The sequence below is a fragment of the Acinetobacter sp. GRABPA_MV_2 genome (genome assembly GCF_056725885.1).
Genome location: NZ_JBWZNA010000023.1, coordinates 31,553 through 54,900, shown reverse-complemented (window position 1 = coordinate 54,900; position 23,348 = coordinate 31,553). Strand labels below are relative to the sequence as shown.

General features: G+C 38.1%; 26 protein-coding genes, 1 tRNA gene and 2 pseudogenes. 11 read left to right on the top strand and 18 right to left on the bottom strand.

The genetic code is table 11. The features are described 5' to 3' along the window. The 7 genes and pseudogenes from ACXM0J_RS16560 to ACXM0J_RS16530 all read right to left on the bottom strand — a co-directional run. A partial coding sequence (locus ACXM0J_RS16560) for a hypothetical protein (RefSeq protein ID WP_479750618.1) occupies positions 1-195 on the bottom strand: 195 nt, incomplete at its 3' end. Beyond that, positions 192-1,723: pseudogene (locus ACXM0J_RS16555) on the bottom strand (TolC family protein). The gene ACXM0J_RS16560 and the pseudogene ACXM0J_RS16555, both read right to left, overlap by 4 nt. A gap of 207 nt (positions 1,724-1,930) precedes the next feature. Further along, positions 1,931-2,674: an LPS export ABC transporter ATP-binding protein gene (gene lptB / locus ACXM0J_RS16550; protein WP_002122331.1), complete on the bottom strand. Its 744-nt coding sequence runs from the start codon at positions 2,672-2,674 to the stop codon at positions 1,931-1,933. After that, positions 2,674-3,222: a lipopolysaccharide transport periplasmic protein LptA gene (lptA, locus tag ACXM0J_RS16545; RefSeq protein WP_016144762.1), complete on the bottom strand. Its 549-nt coding sequence runs from the start codon at positions 3,220-3,222 to the stop codon at positions 2,674-2,676. The genes lptB and lptA overlap by 1 nt, the downstream gene beginning before the upstream one ends. Continuing rightward, positions 3,206-3,754 carry an LPS export ABC transporter periplasmic protein LptC gene (gene lptC / locus ACXM0J_RS16540; protein WP_032007582.1) on the bottom strand — a complete coding sequence of 183 codons (549 nt, stop codon included), beginning with the start codon at positions 3,752-3,754 and terminating at the stop codon, positions 3,206-3,208. Before lptC ends, lptA begins: the two co-directional genes overlap by 17 nt. A 37-nt stretch (positions 3,755-3,791) precedes the next feature. Continuing rightward, positions 3,792-4,331 carry a KdsC family phosphatase gene (locus ACXM0J_RS16535; RefSeq protein ID WP_002122322.1) on the bottom strand — a complete coding sequence of 180 codons (540 nt, stop codon included), beginning with the start codon at positions 4,329-4,331 and terminating at the stop codon, positions 3,792-3,794. 3 nt (positions 4,332-4,334) lie between these two features. Then, positions 4,335-5,312, bottom strand: coding sequence for a KpsF/GutQ family sugar-phosphate isomerase (locus ACXM0J_RS16530; RefSeq protein WP_002122342.1), 978 nt, complete (start codon positions 5,310-5,312; stop codon positions 4,335-4,337). A gap of 213 nt (positions 5,313-5,525) precedes the next feature. Between ACXM0J_RS16530 and cysS the strand changes: the two genes are divergently transcribed. From cysS to ACXM0J_RS16510, 4 genes are all read left to right on the top strand, one after another. Next, a complete protein-coding gene (gene cysS / locus ACXM0J_RS16525; RefSeq protein ID WP_086266332.1) occupies positions 5,526-6,947 on the top strand; it encodes a cysteine--tRNA ligase in 1,422 nt (473 codons plus the stop codon). 63 nt (positions 6,948-7,010) lie between these two features. After that, positions 7,011-7,086: transfer RNA gene (locus ACXM0J_RS16520), tRNA-Gly, on the top strand. 391 nt (positions 7,087-7,477) lie between these two features. Then, positions 7,478-8,035 carry a nucleotide triphosphate diphosphatase NUDT15 gene (locus ACXM0J_RS16515; RefSeq protein ID WP_086266331.1) on the top strand — a complete coding sequence of 186 codons (558 nt, stop codon included), beginning with the start codon at positions 7,478-7,480 and terminating at the stop codon, positions 8,033-8,035. An 81-nt stretch (positions 8,036-8,116) separates the two neighbouring features. Beyond that, positions 8,117-8,488 carry a hypothetical protein gene (locus tag ACXM0J_RS16510; protein ID WP_086266330.1) on the top strand — a complete coding sequence of 124 codons (372 nt, stop codon included), beginning with the start codon at positions 8,117-8,119 and terminating at the stop codon, positions 8,486-8,488. 301 nt (positions 8,489-8,789) lie between these two features. On the opposite strand, the gene ACXM0J_RS16505 is transcribed toward ACXM0J_RS16510, so the two are convergent. Then, positions 8,790-9,119, bottom strand: a complete 330-nt coding sequence (locus ACXM0J_RS16505) for a hypothetical protein (protein WP_032053046.1) — start codon at positions 9,117-9,119, stop codon at positions 8,790-8,792. Between the two features lie 85 nt (positions 9,120-9,204). Next, the gene (locus ACXM0J_RS16500) at positions 9,205-9,651 is read right to left on the bottom strand and encodes a winged helix-turn-helix transcriptional regulator (protein WP_086266329.1); all 447 of its coding nucleotides are present in this window, start codon (positions 9,649-9,651) and stop codon (positions 9,205-9,207) included. Between the two features lie 111 nt (positions 9,652-9,762). Here ACXM0J_RS16500 and ACXM0J_RS16495 point away from each other — a divergent pair. Together ACXM0J_RS16495 and ACXM0J_RS16490 are read left to right on the top strand one after the other, a co-directional pair. Further along, positions 9,763-11,029: pseudogene (locus tag ACXM0J_RS16495) on the top strand (MFS transporter). 132 nt (positions 11,030-11,161) lie between these two features. Then, complete coding sequence (locus ACXM0J_RS16490) at positions 11,162-11,566, top strand: hypothetical protein (RefSeq protein ID WP_086266327.1); 405 nt, start codon at positions 11,162-11,164, stop codon at positions 11,564-11,566. 87 nt (positions 11,567-11,653) lie between these two features. On the opposite strand, the gene ACXM0J_RS16485 is transcribed toward ACXM0J_RS16490, so the two are convergent. Further along, complete coding sequence (locus ACXM0J_RS16485; RefSeq protein WP_032003974.1) at positions 11,654-12,901, bottom strand: mechanosensitive ion channel family protein; 1,248 nt, start codon at positions 12,899-12,901, stop codon at positions 11,654-11,656. Between the two features lie 241 nt (positions 12,902-13,142). Between ACXM0J_RS16485 and ACXM0J_RS16480 the strand changes: the two genes are divergently transcribed. Then, positions 13,143-13,505, top strand: coding sequence for a DUF3592 domain-containing protein (locus tag ACXM0J_RS16480; RefSeq protein ID WP_086266326.1), 363 nt, complete (start codon positions 13,143-13,145; stop codon positions 13,503-13,505). A gap of 4 nt (positions 13,506-13,509) precedes the next feature. Here the strand turns inward: ACXM0J_RS16480 and ACXM0J_RS16475 are convergent, their stop codons facing one another. From ACXM0J_RS16475 to ACXM0J_RS16460, 4 genes are read right to left on the bottom strand one after another with little or no spacing between them, the layout of a single operon-like run. Further along, entirely contained in the window at positions 13,510-14,154 is a 645-nt protein-coding gene (locus ACXM0J_RS16475; protein WP_213034480.1) for a glycosyltransferase family 2 protein, read from the bottom strand. Further along, entirely contained in the window at positions 14,151-14,750 is a 600-nt protein-coding gene (locus ACXM0J_RS16470; protein ID WP_086266324.1) for a class I SAM-dependent methyltransferase, read from the bottom strand. The genes ACXM0J_RS16475 and ACXM0J_RS16470 overlap by 4 nt, the downstream gene beginning before the upstream one ends. Next, positions 14,725-15,519 carry a PIG-L deacetylase family protein gene (locus ACXM0J_RS16465; protein WP_086266323.1) on the bottom strand — a complete coding sequence of 265 codons (795 nt, stop codon included), beginning with the start codon at positions 15,517-15,519 and terminating at the stop codon, positions 14,725-14,727. The genes ACXM0J_RS16470 and ACXM0J_RS16465 overlap by 26 nt, the downstream gene beginning before the upstream one ends. Next, the gene (locus tag ACXM0J_RS16460; protein ID WP_139841496.1) at positions 15,507-16,520 is read right to left on the bottom strand and encodes an acyl-CoA dehydrogenase family protein; all 1,014 of its coding nucleotides are present in this window, start codon (positions 16,518-16,520) and stop codon (positions 15,507-15,509) included. The genes ACXM0J_RS16465 and ACXM0J_RS16460 overlap by 13 nt, the downstream gene beginning before the upstream one ends. 249 nt (positions 16,521-16,769) lie before the next feature. On the opposite strand from ACXM0J_RS16460, the gene ACXM0J_RS16455 reads away from it, so the two are divergent. Further along, positions 16,770-17,003 (top strand): DUF2171 domain-containing protein, encoded by a 234-nt coding sequence (locus ACXM0J_RS16455; protein ID WP_014206240.1) that lies wholly within the window; start codon positions 16,770-16,772, stop codon positions 17,001-17,003. A gap of 320 nt (positions 17,004-17,323) precedes the next feature. Continuing rightward, a complete protein-coding gene (locus tag ACXM0J_RS16450) occupies positions 17,324-18,268 on the top strand; it encodes a metal-dependent hydrolase (RefSeq protein ID WP_086266321.1) in 945 nt (314 codons plus the stop codon). Positions 18,269-18,336: 68 nt separating this feature from the next. Here ACXM0J_RS16450 and ACXM0J_RS16445 read toward each other — a convergent pair whose 3' ends face one another. From ACXM0J_RS16445 to ACXM0J_RS16435, 3 genes are all read right to left on the bottom strand, one after another. Beyond that, entirely contained in the window at positions 18,337-18,891 is a 555-nt protein-coding gene (locus ACXM0J_RS16445) for a TetR/AcrR family transcriptional regulator (RefSeq protein WP_086266320.1), read from the bottom strand. Between the two features lie 860 nt (positions 18,892-19,751). Then, positions 19,752-20,090 (bottom strand): hypothetical protein, encoded by a 339-nt coding sequence (locus tag ACXM0J_RS16440; protein ID WP_032006548.1) that lies wholly within the window; start codon positions 20,088-20,090, stop codon positions 19,752-19,754. A 284-nt stretch (positions 20,091-20,374) separates the two neighbouring features. Further along, a complete protein-coding gene (locus ACXM0J_RS16435; protein ID WP_086266318.1) occupies positions 20,375-21,142 on the bottom strand; it encodes a class I SAM-dependent methyltransferase in 768 nt (255 codons plus the stop codon). Between the two features lie 363 nt (positions 21,143-21,505). Between ACXM0J_RS16435 and ACXM0J_RS16430 the strand changes: the two genes are divergently transcribed. Both ACXM0J_RS16430 and ACXM0J_RS16425 read left to right on the top strand, forming a co-directional pair. Further along, on the top strand, positions 21,506-21,991 hold the full coding sequence (locus ACXM0J_RS16430; protein ID WP_031945309.1) for an Lrp/AsnC family transcriptional regulator: 486 nt from the start codon (positions 21,506-21,508) through the stop codon (positions 21,989-21,991). 178 nt (positions 21,992-22,169) lie between these two features. Beyond that, positions 22,170-22,286 carry a hypothetical protein gene (locus ACXM0J_RS16425; RefSeq protein WP_002117441.1) on the top strand — a complete coding sequence of 39 codons (117 nt, stop codon included), beginning with the start codon at positions 22,170-22,172 and terminating at the stop codon, positions 22,284-22,286. A gap of 15 nt (positions 22,287-22,301) precedes the next feature. Here the strand turns inward: ACXM0J_RS16425 and ACXM0J_RS16420 are convergent, their stop codons facing one another. Next, positions 22,302-23,111, bottom strand: a complete 810-nt coding sequence (locus ACXM0J_RS16420) for a pyrroline-5-carboxylate reductase family protein (protein WP_068563697.1) — start codon at positions 23,109-23,111, stop codon at positions 22,302-22,304. Positions 23,112-23,348 lie beyond the last annotated feature (237 nt).

Genomic DNA, 23,348 nt, shown 5'->3' with positions numbered 1-23,348 from the left:
TTCTAAAGAAAACGGCACTTTACGTAAATTGAGTCCTACCTGACGTGTAATGAGCTGTAAAACATCATCAAGGTTTTGATTTTGGTTCCAGTCAAGTTGTAAACGAATCCTTTCTTCTGAAGGCTCAATTCTATAATGTTTAGCAATCGTTAAGACCGCCTGTAACCAGGGCTGGTAATTTATTTTTGTCATCATGGTTGTACTTCGAACCCCTGAATTGAAATATTATTTAAGTCATAAGCTTGGCGGGAACGTCCTGTTGCTGCAATGTACTGAACAATACTGCTGTAGATGTCATAACGTGCAGTTTCAAGTTCCGAATTGGCGCTATGAATCGCTTGTTCAGCATTCAGTAGGTCAACCAATGAACGGGTACCGAGTTTGTACTGCTCTTGATAAAGTTCGCGTGTACGAACTGTTGTCGCTTGGCGGTTGGCTAAAACCTGCATTTGACGTTGTTTATTTTCAATTTGTTCACGGCTAGTTCTGATCTGATCGAGCACATCCAGATACACAGAATTCACTTTAGATTTAGCGGCTTCTTCTGCATAACTTGCCATTTTTACTTGGGAAGAAACTACCCACCTTGATAAAACTGGCTGGTGGCTTCAAGCATGATGGAACTATATAAACCGTCGTCCTCATCATTGTTTGGGTTTTTTCCATTAATGGCCTGACTGACCGAACCTTTCACTGCCAAAGTTGGATAACGAGTTAAACGAGTCTGTTCCTTTTGAGCTTTAGCCACTTCAATACCCGCTTGTGCAGCGATCATTTTTGGAATGGTATTAAACTCAGGCTCACCATATAAATCAGATACTTTCACCAAATCATCTGAAATAATCCAACCTGTACGCGAAACATCAGCACCCAACAATGTTCTTAAATGTTGTTGGTACTGACGTAATAAAGATTGCTGTGCAATCAAACCGGACTGTGCAGCTTGTAAATAAGATTGAGCTTGGATCGGATCAGCCTGACTGCTAATACCAGCATTTGCACGTAAATTAGCGATTTCCTGAATTCGCTGAATACCCGCAATTTGCTGCTCGGCAATTTTATTTAATTGGAGATAGCGCTGAATATTGATAATCGACTGAGCCACATCAAGTGCAATATCATCAATGCTGACCAACACATTCGCCTGCTCGACTTGGAGTTTAGCCTTCTCAACCGATACGCCTGATTTGACTTTACCAAAATCATAAAGCATTTGAGTTGCGTTTAAAGTCAATAACTGCCGACCACGTTCACCACTACTCAAGTCTCCTGTGGTAATACCACCTGAAATTTGAGGATAGTAACCTGCCTTCGCAACATCAATACCAGCGTTTTGGCCAGCTAGAGTTGAAATGGCTTGGGAAATATCAGGGTTACGCTGGATGGCGATTTTCACCGCTTCCTGTAGAGTCATTTTCCTTGATGGCAAATTTGAATAAGATGAAGCTGCTCTATCATTGAGCTGAACAGTCGGAAACTCCTGCACTCTAGAACGATCTAGCCTAAAATTACTCAACTCTTGCATCTTAGCGACTTTAAATTCATCACTACTTTTAGGGGCAAAAAGTTGTGATAAGTTGTCTTTTAATGTGTGATATTGCTCACTTGGTTTAGCGGCATATATCACCATCGGTACATGCAGTGAAGTTAAAAGCATCAACCCTTTCAGGAAAGCTGGCTTTTTACATGTCCTTTTTACTCTTCTCTGGTTATATCCAATCATGCTTGTCTTGTTGATCTTGTTTGTTATCGTTTAAAAGCTTTTACATTCTACATATTTTTTTGCATAAAGAAGCATAAATGCAGGAATAATTCACACATTACTTTTTCATCAACTAAAGATTCTAATTTATTGTTTTTAAAAAATAAATATAAAAAAACTAAAAAGAGGCACTGACCTCTTTTTAGCCAATCAGATTAACTTTTTTATTTAAACTGTAAAATCGTCGCCTAAATATACTTTACGGACTTGTTCATTATCCAAAATTTCTTGTGGAGTACCTTCCGCAATTACCGCACCTTCACTCACAATATACGCACGTTCACAGATTGCCAAAGTTTCACGTACGTTATGGTCTGTGATAAGCACACCAATACCACGATCTTTTAAGGTCTGGATAATATCTTTAATATCACCTACCGAAATTGGATCGACACCGGCAAACGGTTCATCAAGTAACATAAACTTAGGATCAGCAGCCAATGCACGTGCAATTTCAGCACGGCGACGCTCACCACCAGACACACTCATTCCCAATGAATCTTTAATATGACTGATTTTAAAGTCATTCAACAATTCAGTAAGACGTTGTTGGCGCTGCTGCTTATTTAAGTCTTTGCGTGTTTCTAAAATAGACATAATATTTTCAGCAATTGTCAGCTTTCTAAAAATAGAAGCTTCTTGCGGAAGATATCCGATTCCCTTACGTGCCCGTTCATGCATTGCTAAATCGGACATATCAAGATCATCAAGGTGAATTTCACCCTTGTCCATACGCACTAGCCCAACAACCATATAGAAGCTTGTTGTTTTTCCTGCTCCGTTAGGGCCAAGCAAACCAACAATCTGTCCACTTTGCATACTAAAAGATACGTCTTTGACGACCCAACGTTTACTATAGTTTTTTGCTAAGTGCTTAATACACAAAGTTTGGGGTTGAAGAGCTTGTTGCATTAGTCACGCGCTCCTGGGAAACTTTTTGAAGTTGATGGCGGAATAATAATTTGAACACGGTTTGATGATGAACCTTGAGCTTCGACATCGCCTTTGTTCATACTATATTTCAACGAGTTACCACGAATACTTGAACCATCTTGATATAGATATGCACCACCAGTCAAAGTAATAATGCCTGTATCTGCATTATAAACAATGGTTTGACCCTCGCCTCGCGCAACGCCCTTGTCAGCACTAATTTGCTGTTGGAATTTAGACGGTCTACCTTTGGCAGTAATCGTTTGAATTTCACGTTTAGAGTTCAGCGTAGCAACAATCGAGTCGGCTTGAAGCTTCATCGTACCTTGCTCAATCACAACATTACCCGTATAAGTCGTCAAACCCGTTTTTTCATTATAAGTTGCACGATCTGCCACTAACGAAATTTGTTGATTACGGTCAGACGGTAAAGCAAAAGTCGAAGCAGATGATAAAGCAACGAATGTAATTACCGCAGCTTGTTTTAGGAAAGCTGAAGAACGTTTTAAATTAAGACTTTGGTACATACTTTCCTCGAATATTAAAAAATTCGTACTGACCATTATTCAAATTAGCTTTTAATCCTTTGCTGACAAAATCGCCTTGCGGAGATTGAACAACCACTTGGTGATCGGTTTCAATTTCTCTGGTTTTTGGATATCCGGTTAACTCATCAGTTTGGAACTCAATCTTCCCTTGTGGCGCCAGTTTGGTTGCGACCACATCACCCGATAAAATAACTTTACGGTTATCATCGTAGCCATTTGCCTGTTTTGCAAAGAACGTCGCATCAACTTTGCCATCTTTATACATCGAGGCATTAAGTTGATCCAACTTTGATGTTTTTTGTTGCATATCCTGTTCAAGCTGACGAACTTCAGCACGGATATACAAATTGCCTTGATCATCAGTTTGAGTCAAATGGACGCCCTGCGCTGAATATGTCATATTCTTCGCAGAACCAATGTCTAGTTTTTTTGCCTTGCCACTATAGTAGTAGTAACCACCACTTATAGCAGCAACCACTACAGCAACAATTGATAAAACTCTGGTATCCATGAGCAGGAATAGCCTACCTTTTTAAGTAATCTTATTATTAATGCGGTACTGCAAGATATTTTTCAAGAAGTTCTTGGTAAATGCCTTTTGCGATCAGCAACATATCACAGACTTCACGCACAGCACCACGCCCACCCATCGACTGCGTAACCAAATGCGCACGGCGACGTACTTCTTCATGACCATTTGGCACAGTAACACTCATACCTGCGATTGCAAAAGCAGATAAATCAGGCCAATCATCGCCCATATACAAGCAATCTGACGGCAAAATATTAAACTGCGCACAAGCTTCACGAAGTGCTGAGCCTTTGTCTTCACGGCCTTGAAAAACGAGGTCTACACCTAAATCAGACATACGTTTTTCCACAATATTACTTTTCCTGCCTGTAATAATGATAACTTTCATGCCGGCTTGCTGTGCAAGCTTCATTCCTAAACCATCACGAATATCGAATGATTTAATTTCATCGCCACTATTGGTTAACGTTACGAAGCCATCACTCAAAATACCATCAACATCCAGAACCAATGCCTGTAAATGACGTGCTTGTTCTAACAATGCATAAGATGCCATTGATTAATTTACCCCTGCCTGAATAAGGTCATGCATACTAATTACACCAATCACTTTGTTTTGGTCATCTACCACAACAAACTGACTAATTTTTTTCAGGTTCAGCTGTTGTAGAGCTTCTACCGCACGTGCTTCTTGAGAAATCGTTGATGGTTTTTTTGTCATCACTTCTGAAACAGGCAAATTCACATCAAAACCTTGCTGTTTATCAATTAAACGGCGCAAGTCACCATCGGTGAAAATACCAAGCAAATGTTCTTGTTCATCTACAATTGTCGTCAAGCCTAAACGTTTATTAGAAATTTCATAAAGCACTTGATTCATTGGTGTATCTGGTGAAACTTTTGGCAGTTCATCGCCTGTATGCATCAGATGTTTTACATGTAAAAGTAAGCGTTTACCCAACGCACCTGCTGGATGCGAACGAGCAAAATCATCTGCAGTAAAACCACGCGCTTCAAGTAAAGCGACAGCCAGTGCATCACCCAATACTAAAGTTGCTGTAGTACTCGACGTAGGTGCTAAACCTAATGGGCATGCTTCGTCAGACTCACCTAAAGTTAAAGCAATGTCTGCGTTTTGCGGCATTGGGCCTTTATCATCACGGCTAATGGTAATAAGAGGAACGCCAAGATGTTTGATTAAAGGCATCAACATCATGATTTCATCGCTTTTTCCAGAGTTGGAAATCGCAATTAAAACATCACCACGAACCAGCATTCCCAAATCGCCATGTCCAGCTTCACCCGGATGCATAAAGAAAGATGGTGTACCAGTTGAGGCGAAAGTAGCAGCCATTTTACGGCCAATATGCCCTGACTTACCCATGCCAGTGATCACAACACGACCTTTACACTGTAACAATATTTCACAAGCTCGGTTAAAACTGTCACCAATTTGTGTTGCTAACACGTCTAAGGCTTGTTGCTCAATACGCAATGTTGCTAATGCGCTGCTTTGGAAATCTGTAGGATTGGGCATACGAGTTTGACTCAAAATAATTGATCTGATCTCTTGTGAAGATCGGTGATTTTAATCAAAAGATTTGGGGGCATTCTAACATAACTCAATCATCTACACGTTTTTAAATGTATAAGATTTCACAAGCTTATAAAATTCTTGCATAAACCTTTGTGAAAAATGATGCATCAGTTATGATGTAACACTGTTTTTGTTGAGTGTTTGAAAACCCTTATGCAACCGTTTGTTTTATATAACTCTGAGCAACGAAAAAAAGTTGAATTTGTACCTCGCAAAGAAGGTCACATCGATATGTACGTCTGCGGTATGACCGTTTACGACTACTGTCATATCGGGCATGCTCGAGTTATGGTTGCATTTGACTACATTATTCGTTTCTTACGTAGTCAGGGCTGGAATGTTCGCTACATTCGTAACATTACCGACATTGACGACAAAATCATCAAACGTGCGAATGAGAATGGTGAAACAATCCAACAACTCACTACTCGTTTCATCGATGCAATGAATGAAGATGCTGCAAACCTAGGCTGTTTGGCTCCTGATGAAGCACCTAAAGCGACTGAATATATCGACCAGATGCAAAATATGATTGGCAATTTGGTCAACAAAGGCGCTGCTTACCCTGCTTCAAACGGCGATGTTTATTTTGAAGTGACCAAATTTGAAAAATATGGTCGCCTTTCTGGTCGTAAGCTTGATGATATGCAAGCAGGCGCAAGTGAGCGTGTTGACGTAGAAGTTGAAAAGAGACACCCTTTTGACTTTGTACTTTGGAAGCATGCAAAAGAAAATGAACCATCTTGGGCATCTCCTTGGGGTAATGGCCGTCCGGGTTGGCACATTGAATGTTCTGCAATGTCGACTTGCTGCTTAGGCAATCACTTTGATATTCATGGTGGTGGTTCAGATTTAATGTTCCCACACCATGAAAATGAAATTGCGCAAAGTGAAGCTTCGACTGGCGAGCAATATGTAAACTACTGGATGCATGTTGGCTTCATTAACGTTGACGGCGAAAAGATGTCTAAATCTTTAGGCAACTTCTTTACGATTCGTGACGTGATGGAGAAATTCCACCCTGAAGTGATCCGCTACTTTATTGTGTCTTCGCACTATCGTAGTCCTGTGAACTTCTCGGATGTGGCACTCAAAGAAGCAAAAACTTCTTTAACTCGCTTCTACCATTCATTTAAAGCTTACCAACAAGTGTACGGTCAGAAGACAACTGAAACACTTGATCAAAGCTTTATTGAGCGTTTTAACAATGCAATGTGTGATGACTTCAACACGGCCGAAGCAATGGCTGTATTGTTTGAACTCAATAAAGAGTTAAACCGTGCTGTAAAAGAAGAGCAAGCTGACCAAGCGACTGTACTTTATTCGACATTACGTCACCTCACCAATATTTTAGGTTTGGTACAACACAATGTAGATGATTTCTTAAAATCAGATATTGGACAAGAAGCGCTTGCTTTGTCTGATGCTGAAATTGAAGATTTCATTCAACAACGTGTTGATGCGAAAAAAGCAAAAGACTTTGCTAAAGCAGACGGTATTCGCCAGTCTTTACTCGACCAAGGTGTGGTACTTGAAGACACTCGCCAAGGTACAGTTTGGCGTCGTGCTGATTAAACGTTCAATTAGATCACAAGAGTGTTGACACTTTAATGAAACACTCTATAATGTGCTCACATTGCGGGAATAGCTCAGTTGGTAGAGCATAACCTTGCCAAGGTTGGGGTCGCGAGTTCGAGTCTCGTTTCCCGCTCCAAAATTTAAAAACCACTTAATTCGAAAGAATTAGGTGGCTTTTTATTGTCTATTACTTAGCTAAAAAGTCGGATTCCTTCCACCTCTTCTTATAATTATCTTTAATCAAATTTAACGGGCTGCATTCTTTCAACAAAGGACAAGATGGTAAGCATCTTTACGATCCCGAATAAAGCTATAAGTATCCTTGAAAAATCTAATATTCAAAGGTAGCAATGGCAATCAAGATATAAAACTAAAGGGCTAAATGCCCTTTAGTTTTTTAAATTACGGATCAGAATATAAAATATATATAAATATGACGTACGCCACACTTCCTAAATAATTAAGCTCTAATTTTTACCGAAAGGTAAATTTATAAAAACCAAGATAAAACAGAAGAGGTAAAGATAATGAAAAATAAATTTGATATAGCCGTTCTAGGTACTAGCTCCTCAGGATTAATAGAATCAATTCCTAAGGATGCAGATATCTCACCACTTGTAGGCGTAGGTGTTATGGTTTTCGATGAAACTGATAAAGTATTGCTAGGTTTACGTATAAAAGAAGGAGAAGAAACCTCTTGGTGTTTCCCTGGTGGAAAGATCGAAGCTGGTGAAACTTTTGAGCAATCAGCAGCAAGAGAAGTTTTCGAAGAAACTTGTTTAAAATTGGATATACAAAATATCCAACCTTTTACTGTACTTATCGATCAATCTTCACCACGTATTAACACGACTATAGGCCTAACTTTTAAATTAACAGATAGCAGTTTGAAGGAACAAGTTATGGTAACCGAACCAGATATTTTTGAACGCTGGAACTGGTTCTCTTTATCAGATTTACCTCCTAATTTATTCCCAGCATCTGCAGCAATGATAAATGTATGGAAAGAAGAGCAACTTGCTGATTATTGGGCTTCATACCCTATCAAAATGGCTGCTAATCCAAAACAACATCTAAGTTTTTAATTATATTTACGGTTTTTTATATCAACACACCTTATTTGTCAGATTAAGGAGCACAATTTGTATATCAATAAAATATTATTAATGGCAACGTTACTAGGCCTGCTTACCGCATGTAATCAACAATTTCAAAGTAAGCAAGAAAAAAACGATCAGCTAGCTTCAGTAAAGCTTCCTGTTTATCAATCTAATGGCGTTTTCGCCTCTGCACGATTGAGGGGGCCGTTACAGCTAAAACAAGAATGTCTATATGTAAATGATATTCTAATAATTTTCCCTGAAGGATATGCACAATGGGACCCTAAGAATCAAATTCTAACTTTTAATGATAAAAAAGTTGCATTAGGTGAAGAATTAGATTTAGCTGGTGGTTTTGGCCAGTTTGAACGAGATAGTAAGCGAGTTAAAAATTTAAGCCCTTTATGTGAGCATAAAAGTATTTGGTTTGCTGGATAAATTAGAGAGTTATTAAAAGTGCATTTCATAAATTGGAATGCACTTTTTCTTTTATACTGTAATTGTTAAACTAATTACTCTTCAAATCGCTTAATATCTCAGCTTTAATTGTAAAATTTTATTCGACACCACTTCGGCACCATTAAAATATAACCCTTTGTTATTTAATATTTATTATAACCTTGCCAAGGTTGGGGTCGCGAGTTCGAGTCTCGTTTCCCGCTCCAAAATTTAAAAACCACCTAGCTTAAAAAATAGGTGGTTTTTAGTATCGGTTAGTTAGCTAATTTCACCAACTCCCTCACATATTTTTAGCTAATTCTTTTGCCAAACATTGTTCATGCCAAGTGGTTTGAAAATTTTCGACAGCTTTTGACTTAATGAGAGGATCTTCAAATAGCTTTGAAGAATATGCAGATTTGATAAGTTCTTGATAAAGTTGCTTGGCTTGTTGCTCTTCAAGATGATTGGCGATGTCATGTAACTCTTTAGCTGGCACTTCATGTTGTCTAGCATCCATCACGCCACTCGCTGCTCTTTTCACAGTTTCACAGTAATGAAGTTCCATTGCTTCTGATGCTGCATAACATTGAATTGAAATTGCGCTTATAAAGAGGAATATAAATCTCATAATCTCACCTTAATTTGACGCGCAAGGTTATCAACTAATCTGCCTAAATTTAAGTTAAAAAAGGTTATTTTTGTTTTGTCTTATTTTATTTCACCTTTTGCACTTCAGTATTAGAGGCTCTCAGCACTGTTCCATCTGCCGCGACTGGTGCCATAAATGGAATTTGCTGACCCGTGTTTTTATCAATTAACAGAGAATGGCGCTCACCACTTTCAAATAGGTTCTGCTCTCCCCATTGTCGTAAAGCCACAATCACTGGGAACAAACTCTCCCCTTTAGCGGTCAATACATATTCTTGATAAGCCGTGCCATCTGAAGCATCTTGCAGTTCAAGAACACCAGTATCGACTAATTTTTTTAGGCGATCAGAAAGAATATTACGTGCTACTCCTAAGCTGCGCTGAAAATCTCCAAAACGGCGCATTCCGTCAAAAGCATCACGCACAATAAGCAATGACCAACGATCTCCTATGAGATTGACACAGCGCGCAACAGGACAAGGTTCATCTTTCATCAGTGTAGTGTTCGCCATTGAGTTTCCTAACCAATCATCAGTAATAAGTTATCTAGTTGCATTTTAAAACCAGACAATCTAACATTCAACTAGTTGCATTTTAAAACTAGATTGACTGGATTTAGGCCCATGAAAGCTTCTCTTGCATCTTCGACTTCATCCGCCGAAAGTGATAGACCACTTCCAAACATGCCTCGTGGAGTAATTTTACTATTTGCGATTGCTAGTGGTGCAAGCGTAGCAAATGTCTATTATGCACAGCCCTTGCTCGACATTTTGGCGAGTGACTTTAATGTGAGTCATGCCGCCATTGGTGGTGTGGTGACAGCCACTCAAATAGGTTGTGCGCTAGCATTAATCTTTTTAGTGCCGTTGGGTGATTTGGTAAATCGGCGTCGGTTAATGGCCCTACAGTTATTGGCTTTAATATCTGCATTGCTCGTGGTTGGCTTTGCCCATTCTACGATTATTCTTTTGGTAGGAATGCTTGCGGTGGGTTTACTCGGCACAGCCATGACACAAGGGCTTATTGCCTATGCTGCAAGTGCTGCGGGCCCACATGAGCAAGGACATGTGGTCGGTACTGCACAAAGTGGTGTGTTCATTGGTTTACTGCTTGCCCGTGTATTTTCAGGAGGCATTAGTGATGTGGCGGGTTGGCGTGGCGTGTACTTTTGTGCAGCCATCATCATGCTCATGATTGCTTTGCCCCTTTGGAAACGACTTCCTCATTTAAATATTCAACCCAGTGCCATTCACTACCCTCAACTTCTGGCTTCTATGTTGAAACTGCTACGCCAAGAAAAAGTGCTCCAAGTGCGCGGTGTGTTAGCTTTACTCATGTTTGCAGCATTTAATATTTTCTGGAGTGCATTGGTACTACCGTTAAGTGCCCCGCCTTATAACTTTTCTCATACTGTAATTGGGTCTTTTGGGCTCGTTGGGGTGATTGGTGCTTTGGCTGCTGCACGTGCCGGTTACTGGGCAGACCGTGGATATGCTCAGCGTACAAGCTTGGCGGCACTGTTAATATTATTAATTGCATGGGCTCCACTTTCACTCATGTCCTATTCGCTCTGGGCACTTGTAATTGGCATCGTATTGCTAGACTTAGGTGGACAAGCCCTACATGTCACCAACCAGAGTATGATTTTTCGTACTCGTCCAGAAGCGCATAGTCGGCTTGTTGGTCTATACATGCTCTTTTATGCGGTAGGTAGTGGATTGGGCGCAATTAGTACAACAGCGACTTATGCTTATGCTGGATGGTTAGGCGTGTGTGCACTCGGCGCAGGTGTTAGCCTTCTGGCATTATTATTTTGGCGAATGACACGGCATATTACGTCTTAAAGAGCAGATGAAAAAAGATAACAATATACAAATACATAAATTATAATAACCAAAAATTTCATCCCCCATAAATAAACTCATTTGGTCTTCAACTTTGAAGTTCGAGCGGTAATGGGATGAAATCTTCTTTAACAATCTAAAGATTGATATGTAACTTTAGTCAATTACTATCAAATATATGAAAACCCCTATAGGAACAAAATTGGGTATCTATAATAAAGTGATTTACACCATGGTATTTGCCCTTGTTGCAGGATGTCATCAACAAGAAGCAGACGATGGTCCCGATGCTGTAAAACTCCCAGTCTATCAGTTTAATGGCGTTTCTGGTTCAGCACGCTTAAAAGGAAATTTAGAGTTAAAGCAAGGATGTCTTTATGTGAAGGATATACTCATTGTCTTCCCTGAACATACTGCTCAGTGGGATGATGAAAAAAACACTTTAAGTTATAAAGGTCAGCAGATCGGCTTAGGCAATAGATTAGATATTACTGGAAATATTGGTGATTTTGAGCAAGACAATCTACGTATTAAGCATTTGAGTCCCATGTGTGATCATCAGAATATTTGGTTTGCCGGCTAATCTTTTGTGAAGACTATGAGTAAAAAAAAGCCCCCGTCTGGGAGCTTTTTCGAATTCGTTTAGCTGCTGTTATTTACAGCTTAAAACTTAACTGGGGTGAATTTCTGCCGTTAATCTTTGCAAGTCATGACCCGAAGGTGCTTGGTAAACACGTAAACCAAACTCGGGAAGAATCGCAATTAAATGGTCAAAAATATCTGACTGAATTGCTTCATAAGAAACCCACGCAATCGTGTTGGTAAATGCATAAATCTCCAGTGGCAACCCTTGACTGGTCGGCTGTAACTGACGAACAATAATGGTTTGATTTTGAGCAATACCCTTGTGCTGACGTAAGTAAAATTCAACATAGGCTCTAAATGTACCAATATTGGTTAGACGGCGCTTGTTGTAACGAGATTGATTGCTTAAATGCTTATTGAATTCTTCAATCTCAGAGTTCTTTGCATTTAAGTATTGATCTAACAACAAAAAGTCTTTGAGCTTTTGTTGCTCTTCATCACTCATGAAATGAACGCTACTTTGGTCGATGAAAAGTGAGCGTTTCATTCGACGGCAACCTGAATTACTCATACCGCGCCAGTTTTTAAAAGTATCGGTCACGAGCTTATTGGTTGGAATGGTGGTATAGGTTTTATCAAAATTTTGAACAGTCACGGTATGCAGTGAAATATCAATTACATCACCATCGGCATTGAGTGATGGCATTTCAATCCAGTCACCAATACGCACCATGTCATAAGAGGCAATTTGTACACTCGCCACCAAAGACAAAATGGTGTTTTGGAAAACCAGCATTAATACCGCTGCCATTGCACCAAAACCTGCAAGTAACGTGAACACATCCTTTTTAAGGAATGTTCCCAAAATCATGAGGCCACACACAACAAATAAAATGAGTTTAACCAGCTGTAAGTAACCTTTAATCGGCTTATTTCTAGATTTCGGATTACGCTGATAAATAAGGTTAAAGATATTTAACAGTTCGCTGATCGTAAGCGCGAGTGTAAGAAAAATGAATGCTTGCGCGCCCATCTCCACAAAAGCAATAAACTTCGGAGATAGATGAGGAACCGTTGCAATACCGTTCATAATCACAACGGCAGGAACAATATTTGCAAATTTCTTTATAACGCTATGCTGAGCAAAAATAGATTGATTCGGAGATTTGAGTTTTGTGACTAAATGACGAACGCCCCGAACAATAATGCGTTTAGCAATAAAATTTGCTATTGCTGCAAATAAAATCAAAATAGTGAGTGAAACAAACATCTCTAGCCAAGGATATTGGCTTAACTCACCCCGAATATCACGGAAAAAATTTAAAAAATCCAAACCTATACACCTTAAAACTTTCTTTTCTAGAATTTTAGGGGTTAAGGACATTTATAATAAGGTTTGTTTACATATGTAGTCATAAATACAACAACTAAGTTATATACCCACTCAAATTTAAATCGAATCTCTTAGTTTCACTCCCTTACCTATTTATGTTTAAGATTGATTCTAGAAAGTAGATCGAAGCTATCAGCTCCTTTAGAATAATGTGCTAAACGAAGGCTTCTGGTTGTATTGAGTGAAATTTTCTGACTTTTTGACTTTTATTGGAGTGGTCTGGTTCAGCTTATTCTTTACCTATATTGTCTGGACCTTTTTTCTTAAAAGTCAGGTTCAAAGATTTTTAATTTATAAACGAGGAAAGATGACTTCTGCCGAGGTCGTATATTTTCAAGACTCATTAGCTAAGGTGCAATATCGCCCTTTATGTTATATAAAATTAAAATTCCAAACTGAGAAAGGCCAAATCATTACTGAAAATCTAAAGGTGCTTATTGCTAAGCAAGATCATTATAAATATAAAGTCGGTAGCATTATTAATATTAAATATGACCATAAAAATTTAAAGAATATTTCGATATTGGGCGAAGTGATGATTTAGGTCATTAGAGATTATTTAAAAAATACGACAAACCTTGAGGTGCGCGTCCATTTAAACGACTACTTGTGGTTACTCGAACCAGATTGCTCCAAGTAATATTGCAACAATGATTGATCAATTTTTTGATTAGTGATACATCTTCATGACATGAAATAGGCTCAAAGCCACCAACCAAAAGATAGACCTCTGCACTAAAACTTAAATTTGCCCCATGAATATGCGCGTGATCCATCTGATCTTTATAGTGCGCTAAATATTTCTGCTGTTTCGTTATAGAGAGATGACTAAAATCATCTAGCGTCACAGTGCCGCAAATTGCATCTGTGGGTTGATGCTGGATTTGATAGCGTAGCCAATCTGGACTCACCACGGTGTCTGCATCAGTACATGCAATCCAAGTGACGCCACGCCTGATTAAATGACGGATTCCTAAATCCCTCGCTTGCCCTACACATGCATAGTTGCATTCAATCCAATTAATCTGATGACTTTGGACAATCAACCGCGACTGATCTGTACAGCTATCGAGTACAACAAGCACTTCTACCTCATAACCAGAAATATTATCTATGGCGACCTGAATAGATTGCAAACAGGCAGATAGATAATGCTCTTCGTTATGTGCTGGAATGACGATACCTATTTTCATCTTAGTTTTTCCTGCTGAGCTAGAGAGGAAGTGTTCGCCGTCCACAGATCAATCATAAAGTCTGGGTCGTTTAAGCTGAGGTAATGATGAAATGGGAAATGTTGCTGAAAAGCTTGATGGACTTGTTCGGCGTTTAACTCAAAATCTTGAATTTCATGACGCCAGTGACAACACAGAATCTCGCCATCATCATTTAAACTATGCTTTAACTTTTCAATAAACTGATGCAATTCATCCTTGGATAAGTAATAGGCCATCTCACTAATTAAAATCAGATCAAATTTTTGAATTAAGTAGTCTTCGGGTATTTTTCTGTTTTCAACAACGACATGCTCAAATTCTTTTAAACGCTCGGAAGCCAAGCGAACAGCACACTCAGAGACGTCTATACACACTAACTCCTCAGCTCTTTGTGCCAAATGAAAACTTAAATGTCCATTTGAACAGCCCACTTCTAGCACCTTTGGATAGCGGGGTTTTGTTAGCAGCGCGAGACAAATTTGTCTTTTACGAGCTTCATACCAATGAGCGTCATAGCCCCATGGATCACTGTTATGACGATATAAATCTTCAAAGTACACGCGAGAATGAATCACTCAAATAAACCTCATAAGGCATTAAAAGACGTTTAATCGCACTTGGAGAGAGAACCGCAGCATTACCCGTGGTTTCATCTGCTTCAAGTTGGGTTTTAAACTGCAAAATTGCTTGACGTTTTTTAGTTAGCTGTTCTTCGGTTAAGCGGTAGGCTTTTGCTCGGTGCCAATCAATGCGTGGGTCTAAAGGCTTTGCCCAATGCCAAGCCCAGATTAATACGTGTAAACATAGAAGTTGCTTAGCGGTTGCATAGGCTTGTACTGTTTTACCCACGGCTTCATGGTCTGGGTGACCATCAAATTCATAGCTACAAATTAGAATATCGTCGGCTTGAATAGTTTGCTCTAAACTCTGCCACAGTTGATCGGTTTGCAAATGGATCTGACCATCTAACAAATTAAGCTCTACGCGCTCGGTTGACTCTGTTACCTCTAAACAATTTAAGGCCGCCAAACTTTCTTGTGGGCGAAGAATATTGAGCTGATCTGGAGGATATTTTGTAGAGTGAGGATGACTTTGGGTGCCGTTACTTACTGCTAACACCAAAATCTTGCAGTTCAGTGCAATCAGCTGCTGCATTAATCCGCCACAGCCAAGCACTTCATCATCAGGATGTGGAGCGATAATTACCACTCTTTTTGAGCGAAATAGCTCAAGATCTAAAGCTGCTAACGGTTGTTCTTGAAATGCCTGTAACCATTGCTCTTTGGCCGTACCCTCACCAAAAATAACGCGGTCTTCAACTAAAGGATGTTTTAAAGTTCCCATAGGCTTTGCTCCGATACACAGAGTTCTGCAATTTGTTCATAGTCAAAAGCAGCATGACTTTGCCTGATAAACACAGGCAGATCAGCCATGAGCTGAGCAAATGTCGCATCCTCACAAAAAGGACGAGCGCCTAAGGCTTTCCCTACTCTTTCAATAACACTCAAACAGCATTGTTCTGTTTGGGCACGCAATATTCGAATTTCCCGCTCATGACTTAGCGTTGGTTTATGGTCTATAAGCTTGGCCACATATTGAAAATACTGTTTGGTGATTTCTAACTGATGAGCGACTTCGCCTAAATACAATTTTTTATAAGGATTCGGATTTGCCTGACAGCTTTCTTGTAAAAAACCGGCTAGACGAACGGCGGCACCAAACCAACAGGCCGCAACACCTGCTGCACCATGCCAAAAACCTGGGCGTTTTAAATAACTGTTTGGCTGACCAACCATCTGAACAGGCGTATTCTCGAAACGAACTCGTGCAGTCTGTGTTGCGTGCATGCCTACAGCGTGCCAGTGGTTTAAATCGGTCGTAATGGATGGATGACTTAAGTCAACAATACAAAGCTGCGCTTGGCCTTGCGGGTCCTTATAACTCATTAAAGCTTTATAAATAAATTCCGCACCAGAGCACCAAAGCTTGATGCCATTACAAAGACTATCTTCCACTTGTAATGGCGCTGGTCCACCGTCTGCCGCCCAAACAGCCCAAGTCTGGTCATCTATTTGTTGTTGATAATCTAATTCCCTCAAAATGCTTAAAGCATCGCAATGAGACTCAAAAAGCTTAGCTAAACTTAAGTCGACTCCAGCAATCTGAGCAAAAAGTTGCCAACGTTGATAGGTTTGGCCAGAAGCTGGGTGAGGCAAATTGTGAGTTAAACTTACCAATTGATTGAGCAAATCTATACGAAGCTTACTTTTCTCTTCAGCTAAGGCAGCTTCAAATTCACTCAAGATACTTAATATCGTCATATTTATAGGTATTTTAATATTCATTGCAAATAATTATTTATAAGACTTGATTTAACCATATCTAAATACTTCTGTTTAAATAAACATATAAATTGTAATAAAAAGATAAATATTATTAGTTTTATATCTAATTATTTCATTGTTATTCAAATACACCCATTAAGTGAACTTATAAACCGATCATGTAAGGTTTATTAAAAACTCAACATTTAGTTCATTATTTAAAGTAATTTAGTTCTTACCGTTTTTCTATTTCTACAGAAGAGGTCTAAAATGAACACTTTAAATATTAATGATATTAAAAAACACGCAGATGTTATTGCTTCTTGTGGCACTAAAGTAGGAACAGTCGATCACCTCGAAGGTGAAAATCAGTTAAAGCTCACCCGAGACGAAAGTGGTCAACATCACCTTATTCCTACAGGATGGATTGGGGAAGTAAAAGAAGACCAAGTCATTCTGAATAAAAATTCAGAGGAAGTTAAAGATCAGTGGCAAGCGATCTAGACTTCTAAATATAACTATAAAAGAGTTAGCTTTTATAAATAAGCTATTTTTTACTAATAAAATAAAATTAGTTTATTACTAAAATCTAAAACTAAGGCTCCTTTTTATAAAGGAGCTTTTTTTATTTATTTCATATTTAAAATAAATAAAACCTAACCTCGTTTTATTTCAAATTTAACTAGTCTTTAACAGAGCTGCTTTTATCTCTACAAACCTTTTTGTGGTTCATTTTGTCCCTTAAGCACATGGTGATCGTTTTTACTTAGTGCTAAAAATTGTGCATTCGCATTAAATGAACAATTATGAATAAGGTGACGTATATGATCACAGGGAATCATCAGCTTAAAGCCAGAAAGGTACATTTCGATTTTACCGATTCATCCGTCTGTTGGATGCCGAATGATCCGCTATGCTCGCATGTAGCCAATGGCATTAACATGCTCTTGCCAGCTGGTGAGTTTTGGTTTTGCCGTGTGTTTAATAAAACCCTGCCCTTAATTACCGATGAAACCCTAAAACAAGAAGTGATTGGATTTGTCCGCCAAGAAGCTGCTCATGCACGTGCGCATGAAAAAGCACAGGACTTCTTACGTGAAAATGGTTACGACATTCAAGAAACACTCAACCGAGCCCATTTTGTTTTTAACATTTTATTGGGTGACAAACCGCTCGGCATACCCTTTTTAAAAGGCGAAAAGCTTGATGAATATTGGTTACTTTTCCGAGTAGGCGTGATTGCTGCAATCGAGCACTTTACGGGAACCATTGGTCAATGGACGCTGGACAGTAAATCTTGGGACCAAGCTGACCCTGCTATGGCAGATTTGTTCCGTTGGCATTTAGCTGAAGAAGTTGAACATCGCTGTGTTGCCTACGATTTATTTGAGCACCTTTTAACAAACAAGTTTGGTTTTTATGTGTCACGCCAAGTGATTATGGCTGCTGTTTTCCCACTGTTTATTTATTTCCTTGCTGACTTTGCCCGTAGTTTAGGTAAGCAAGATTTAGAGCACGAAGATATTCAAAAATTGATGCGCCGTGGCTACTTCAAAATTATTCGTGAATTTGAAAAAACCGCGACTCGCTCAGACAACTTACCAACCATTAAATATTTGTGGAAAGCGACGTTAAGATGGGTTTCTCCAAAATTTAACCCAATTCATGAGGGAGACACCGAGCAAGCTTTAGCCTATATGGCTCGTTCGCCTGCGGTTCAATACTTTGAAGGAATGGTGCAGTCTGCAAAACCGGCGACATTAAGCTAAGCAACTATTTTTATTTAGAATGAAAAGCCTCCTTGTTTAGAGGCTTTTTCTTAGATGAGTTTTATCGCTTAAGCAAAATTTAAAAAGAAATAATCCAACAACCGACCTCTTTCATCTACCACATTTTTATCTAAAAGCTGAACCATTGCCCCATCAATCATAAATAAGAACATGTAAGCATCTTGGAGTGAAGCCGTAGATTTTAAGGTTAAAAGCACCTTATAAATTTCGCTAACCAACCAGTTTCTATAATCAATCACGACTTTATAGGCAACTGGGTAGAGCTTTTCTATTTCAAAAATTGCTTTAAAGGGTAAATGATAAAAGCCATTTAAGTCGGCATGTAAAAGGTAAATCTGCTTAAGTTTATCGAGCACCATTTGCTCACGGTAAGAATTAATAATGGAAAACACTTTTACTTTGAGCGCGTCTTTTTGAAAAGTGAGACACATCTCGATGAGTCGTGCTTTTGAGTGAAAGTCGTTGTAAAAAGTAGCCTTGGCAACTTTGGCTTCTGCAATAATTTGGTCGACCCCGACCTTATGAAACCCATATTGATTAAATAAGTTTTTTGCTACGTGAAGCACTCTTAGTGCTCTAAATGAAGATTCTAAATTTGGCATAGGAATACCGTTTAAATAATTTTTTGTTGTATCTAAAAGAGATAGAAATGCCGTCACTCTTAAAATGAGTGCTAAAAACAGGCATGCAAAAGCAGCACAAAAATGTGCCTAAGCTATCTCAGGTTTTATTGTTGCTATGATTTTTTAGTCGTAACGAGCTAAGGTTGTAGAAAACCTAGAGTCGATTGAACCGCTTTATAGATTGCTCGAGGGGTATGAATAAAGAGACTTTGGCAACGGCCAATAAAGAAGAAATAGTACGCATAGCGGACTCCTTTGGGTATAAAGAAGCTTCACCACATTACTGTCAAATAATGGTGGCGAAACGAGAGAAGGTTGACAGACTGATACCCAAAAGATCAGCACACCCGAAGGTGTCCCCCTCCCGTTCCGCCGCAGAGGGGGCACGCAGGGATGCCCACAAAAAAGAGAGACTTTTTCGTGTGCTTTGGGTATGCGGCCTGTCAAAGCCGACTGGCAATGTGGCCAGCAGGCAAAGGATAATCGGAGGGGTTTTAGGTGTCAATGTGATATTGGATAGAAAATAATTAAATAAATCTCGTTTTTTATAGGATTAAAATATTTAACTAATTTTTTTAAAACTCATTATTTAGTAAAAATAATAATAGAACAAAAGAGGGTTAGCAGACTGGGCATATAGAACCAGCACGCACAAGGCGTCCCTCTCTTATTCTGAGACGAAGAATAATAAGAGCGATTATATGTGTCAATGTGATATTAGGCAGTTTTTTTGGATTATTTTCTATTTTAATTGGCGAATTATATAGGGTGATACACCGATAAAATGAATAATTAAATCCATTTTATCGGCTTGCTAGAAGAGGTTTTTAAAACTTTTTTTATTTTTTAATATAGTTTGGATAATCTTTTAAAACCTTACTACACAGATGGCCTTTTGCATCTTCTCTTTTGCGCTCTTCAAATTGCTTCATACCAAATTTCATGACTTCTCTGCCGTATTTATCGCCTAGCTCATGTTTAGTACATTTTGCTGCAGCATCCTTTAACTCTTCTGAATAATAGTGAGAATTACAATCAAGTTGAGCACGGCTTAAAAAGCCATGTAGTTCAACTGCTTTCTCACATTGTGTTTGCTCTAGAAGATTCTTAGTTTCTTGACTAGCATAAATTGATGTTCCTACTAATAAAGTGAGAACTGTTACTAAAAAAATACGCATTATTTCCCCGACAAAGTTATTAAAAGTATTAGTGATAATATTGCGGGCGTATTAAATAATAATTATTCATAAGTGTCTATTAATAAAAAGAAAATTAAATAAAACCACTTCTCTTTTGAATACTTAATCACCTTAATAAAATTGGGTGATTAATTTTTATCAAGTAAATCATATTAGATTTGTTTTATAGTCATCTTTAATATAATCCAAGCTATTCGAGAAAAGAGTTCTAGTGATATTTAATTCATTTCTAATCTACTAAAACCCTTACTCATTCTGCTAATTTAAAACCCTAGTTTCTTAAAGACAAAATAACCCACATGACTTTCAAAGCTACCGTCATTTTGAATTTTGAAATATTTCTTCACAAGGTCAGATGAAGCTTCCTGCAAATAACGTAAAGTTTTGATTTGATCTTCAGGCGTTTTCATACGCTTCACCCAACTATCAAAATCTAATGAAAGTGTTTGTTTGTCTAAACCCACCAAATCAAAACCCGCATCTTCGATAAAATAGACCCACTCTTTCACACTATAGTTTCTTACATGACTCAGGTCTCGAATAGTTTCGATGGTCTGTAAAAACGTATCCAATATAGGCGAACTAGAACTAATAATATCTACAAAAATAACAATGCCATCAGGCTTAAGAACACGATTTACTTCCTTCATTGCAGTCGGAACATGCTGCCAGTGATGCGCAGAATATCGGCTAATGACCACATCAAACTGATGGTCGCTAAAAGGCATATCTTCAGCAATGCCCTGCTGCACAAAGATGTTTTTTAATTTACGTTGGCTAGCAGTTTTAGACACGGTGTCTAACATTTCATGAGATAAATCGTATGCAAAGACTAGATCAGCATGGGGAGCAACATTATAAGAGACATGACCACCACCACAGCCTAAATCAAGGACTACAGCATTTTCAAATTTCTGAATTTCATTAACAAATTTATTAAATTCAATACCTTCAGAGTGAGCTTGGCTGTTTAAATAGTCGAGAGATTTATTTTGATATTGTTTTTGATTTATATCATGCTGGGTGATCATAACCTTGCTCCTTCTATGTAATGGAATCACATTAAAGGAAAATTTAGATAAAAAATAATGATTAGTTTTTCTTCAATTGATAAATAAAAGTTATTATTTAATTTATTTTTATATGCCATGCCAATTAATAAAATAGATTTAAAGATTAATAAGAAATCCGCAAAGAGCACTGTTTAGTCACCCTTACTGAAACAGTGCTCTTTGCTCCATCCCAACCTCTATCCAGTAAGGTTCGATGCATAGAAATAGTGTATGTACCTTTGAATCAAAATGTTTCCTGTATTTTTTAAAATTTTTAAACATTCTCAGCATAAAAATGAAGTATATTGATTTTTATCAGAAGATTCTTCTTTGGTTTATATTTTGAACAGAACAGAATACACACTAGATCGTATAGATCGGAAAATTTTATCTGCATTGCGTGGAAATGGCCGTTTAACAGTTGCTCAACTGGCCGAAGAAGTAGGTCTTTCATCTTCTCCATGCTGGACTCGACTGAAACGTCTGGAAACTTTAAAAATTATTGAAGGATATACGGTAAACGTAAACCCAAAAGCGATTGGCATTCATGAAGTCTTTTTTATTGAAATTACTTTAGAGCGCCACGATGACGAAATGCTAGAAAATTTCAGTGAAGCATTAGCAGATATACCTGAAGTTGTAGAAGCTCACCTCGTCACAGGCGACTACGATTATCTGGTTAAAGTAGCAGTCAAAGATGCTGACCATTACGAACGATTTTTAAGAAAAAAACTTTATTCAATTAAGGGGATTCGACATACACGTTCGACCTTTGCCCTACGCCCTCTCAAATCTGCTAATACTGCCGATTTAATGTTAATTGAATAAAAAGGTTAAATACGTACAGTTAATTACTTAATTTATTGATTTTAAAATATTTACCAAGAGAAAACCTAAAAAATATAACAGATCATAGTTCTGTTATATTTTTTTTGAAAAATTCTGTATCTATGATTACAGCCTTCAATTCTTCAAAATGTAATTAATCTGAATTGGAGGCATCGCCATGAACATTTTGAAGAAAAAAAATAAGGCCAGTTTTGTATTCTTTATTATTACTCTCTACTCTTTTATTGGGTTTGGCTTAGGTTTCGTGATTTGGGAATACTTTTTAAAGGCCTAGTTTGCTCAAGAAGCGCTAACTCACCTCAGTAATAATTTCTGAAGTGATTTCTTTACTACGATGATATGCGGCCTTCATAGCTAAACGTATATCATCAGATACATTTCCTAACTCAAACATTCTGAGTGCTGATTCGGTAATCCCGTTAGCCAACGTCACCTTGCCACACAGATCTGCTGGTGGGACATTACTTTTACGGACCATTTCAACTGCACCACTAGCCGCTTGGAGTGCTAAATCTAGAGCAAATTGTTTATCAAGTCCTAAAGAAACCCCTGTCTTTATCATGCTATCTAAAATATAGAAAAAGTAAGCCGGTCCCGAACCAGATAAAGCAATAATTGCGTCTGTCTGAGTTTCCGACGGCGCCCAAAAAGTCTGCCCCGTTGCAGAATAGAGCATTTCGATTAAGTCTTTATCAAGCTGGTCCATTTGCTCTGACGCAATAAGCACATGTGTACCTGTATGCGTAAGTACAGGAGGATTTGAAATTACACGAACAATTTTTTTTGAACCAGTAAAACGATTCAAGTTAGCAATATCAATCCCTGCCATCATTGAAACAATTATTTTATTTGCTAACGCTTTTTTGAGGGGAATAAGTGTCTCTTTTAACTGTTTAGGATCTAATAACAACACCACAATTTCAGCTTTTTTTAAACCATTTTCTTTTTGATTTAAAATATTTAAATCATTAATTTTTTTCTCTTCAATCAAATGTATCTTTTCTTTTTGAAATCCTTTTAAAACTAATCCTCCTATTAACGCCAAAGCTAAATTACTACTTCCAATGAAACAAATACTAGGTTGTACTGCACTTAACATTTAAAATGTTTTCCTTTCTTAAGAGAGGCTTATAAAAAGAAATATTATCTATAATTTAATTATGAATATTGAATTAATGATGACCGTCTGAATAAAGAACCCACTTTAATAATATAAATTATTAAAATGGGTTTTGTTTTATTTGCGCAATAAATAAAACAACTTTAGCTTAAGCCTAATGTATTACTATTGTTAGTAAATACCACAAAAAAAATGTTAAGCTGTGTAACGTATACA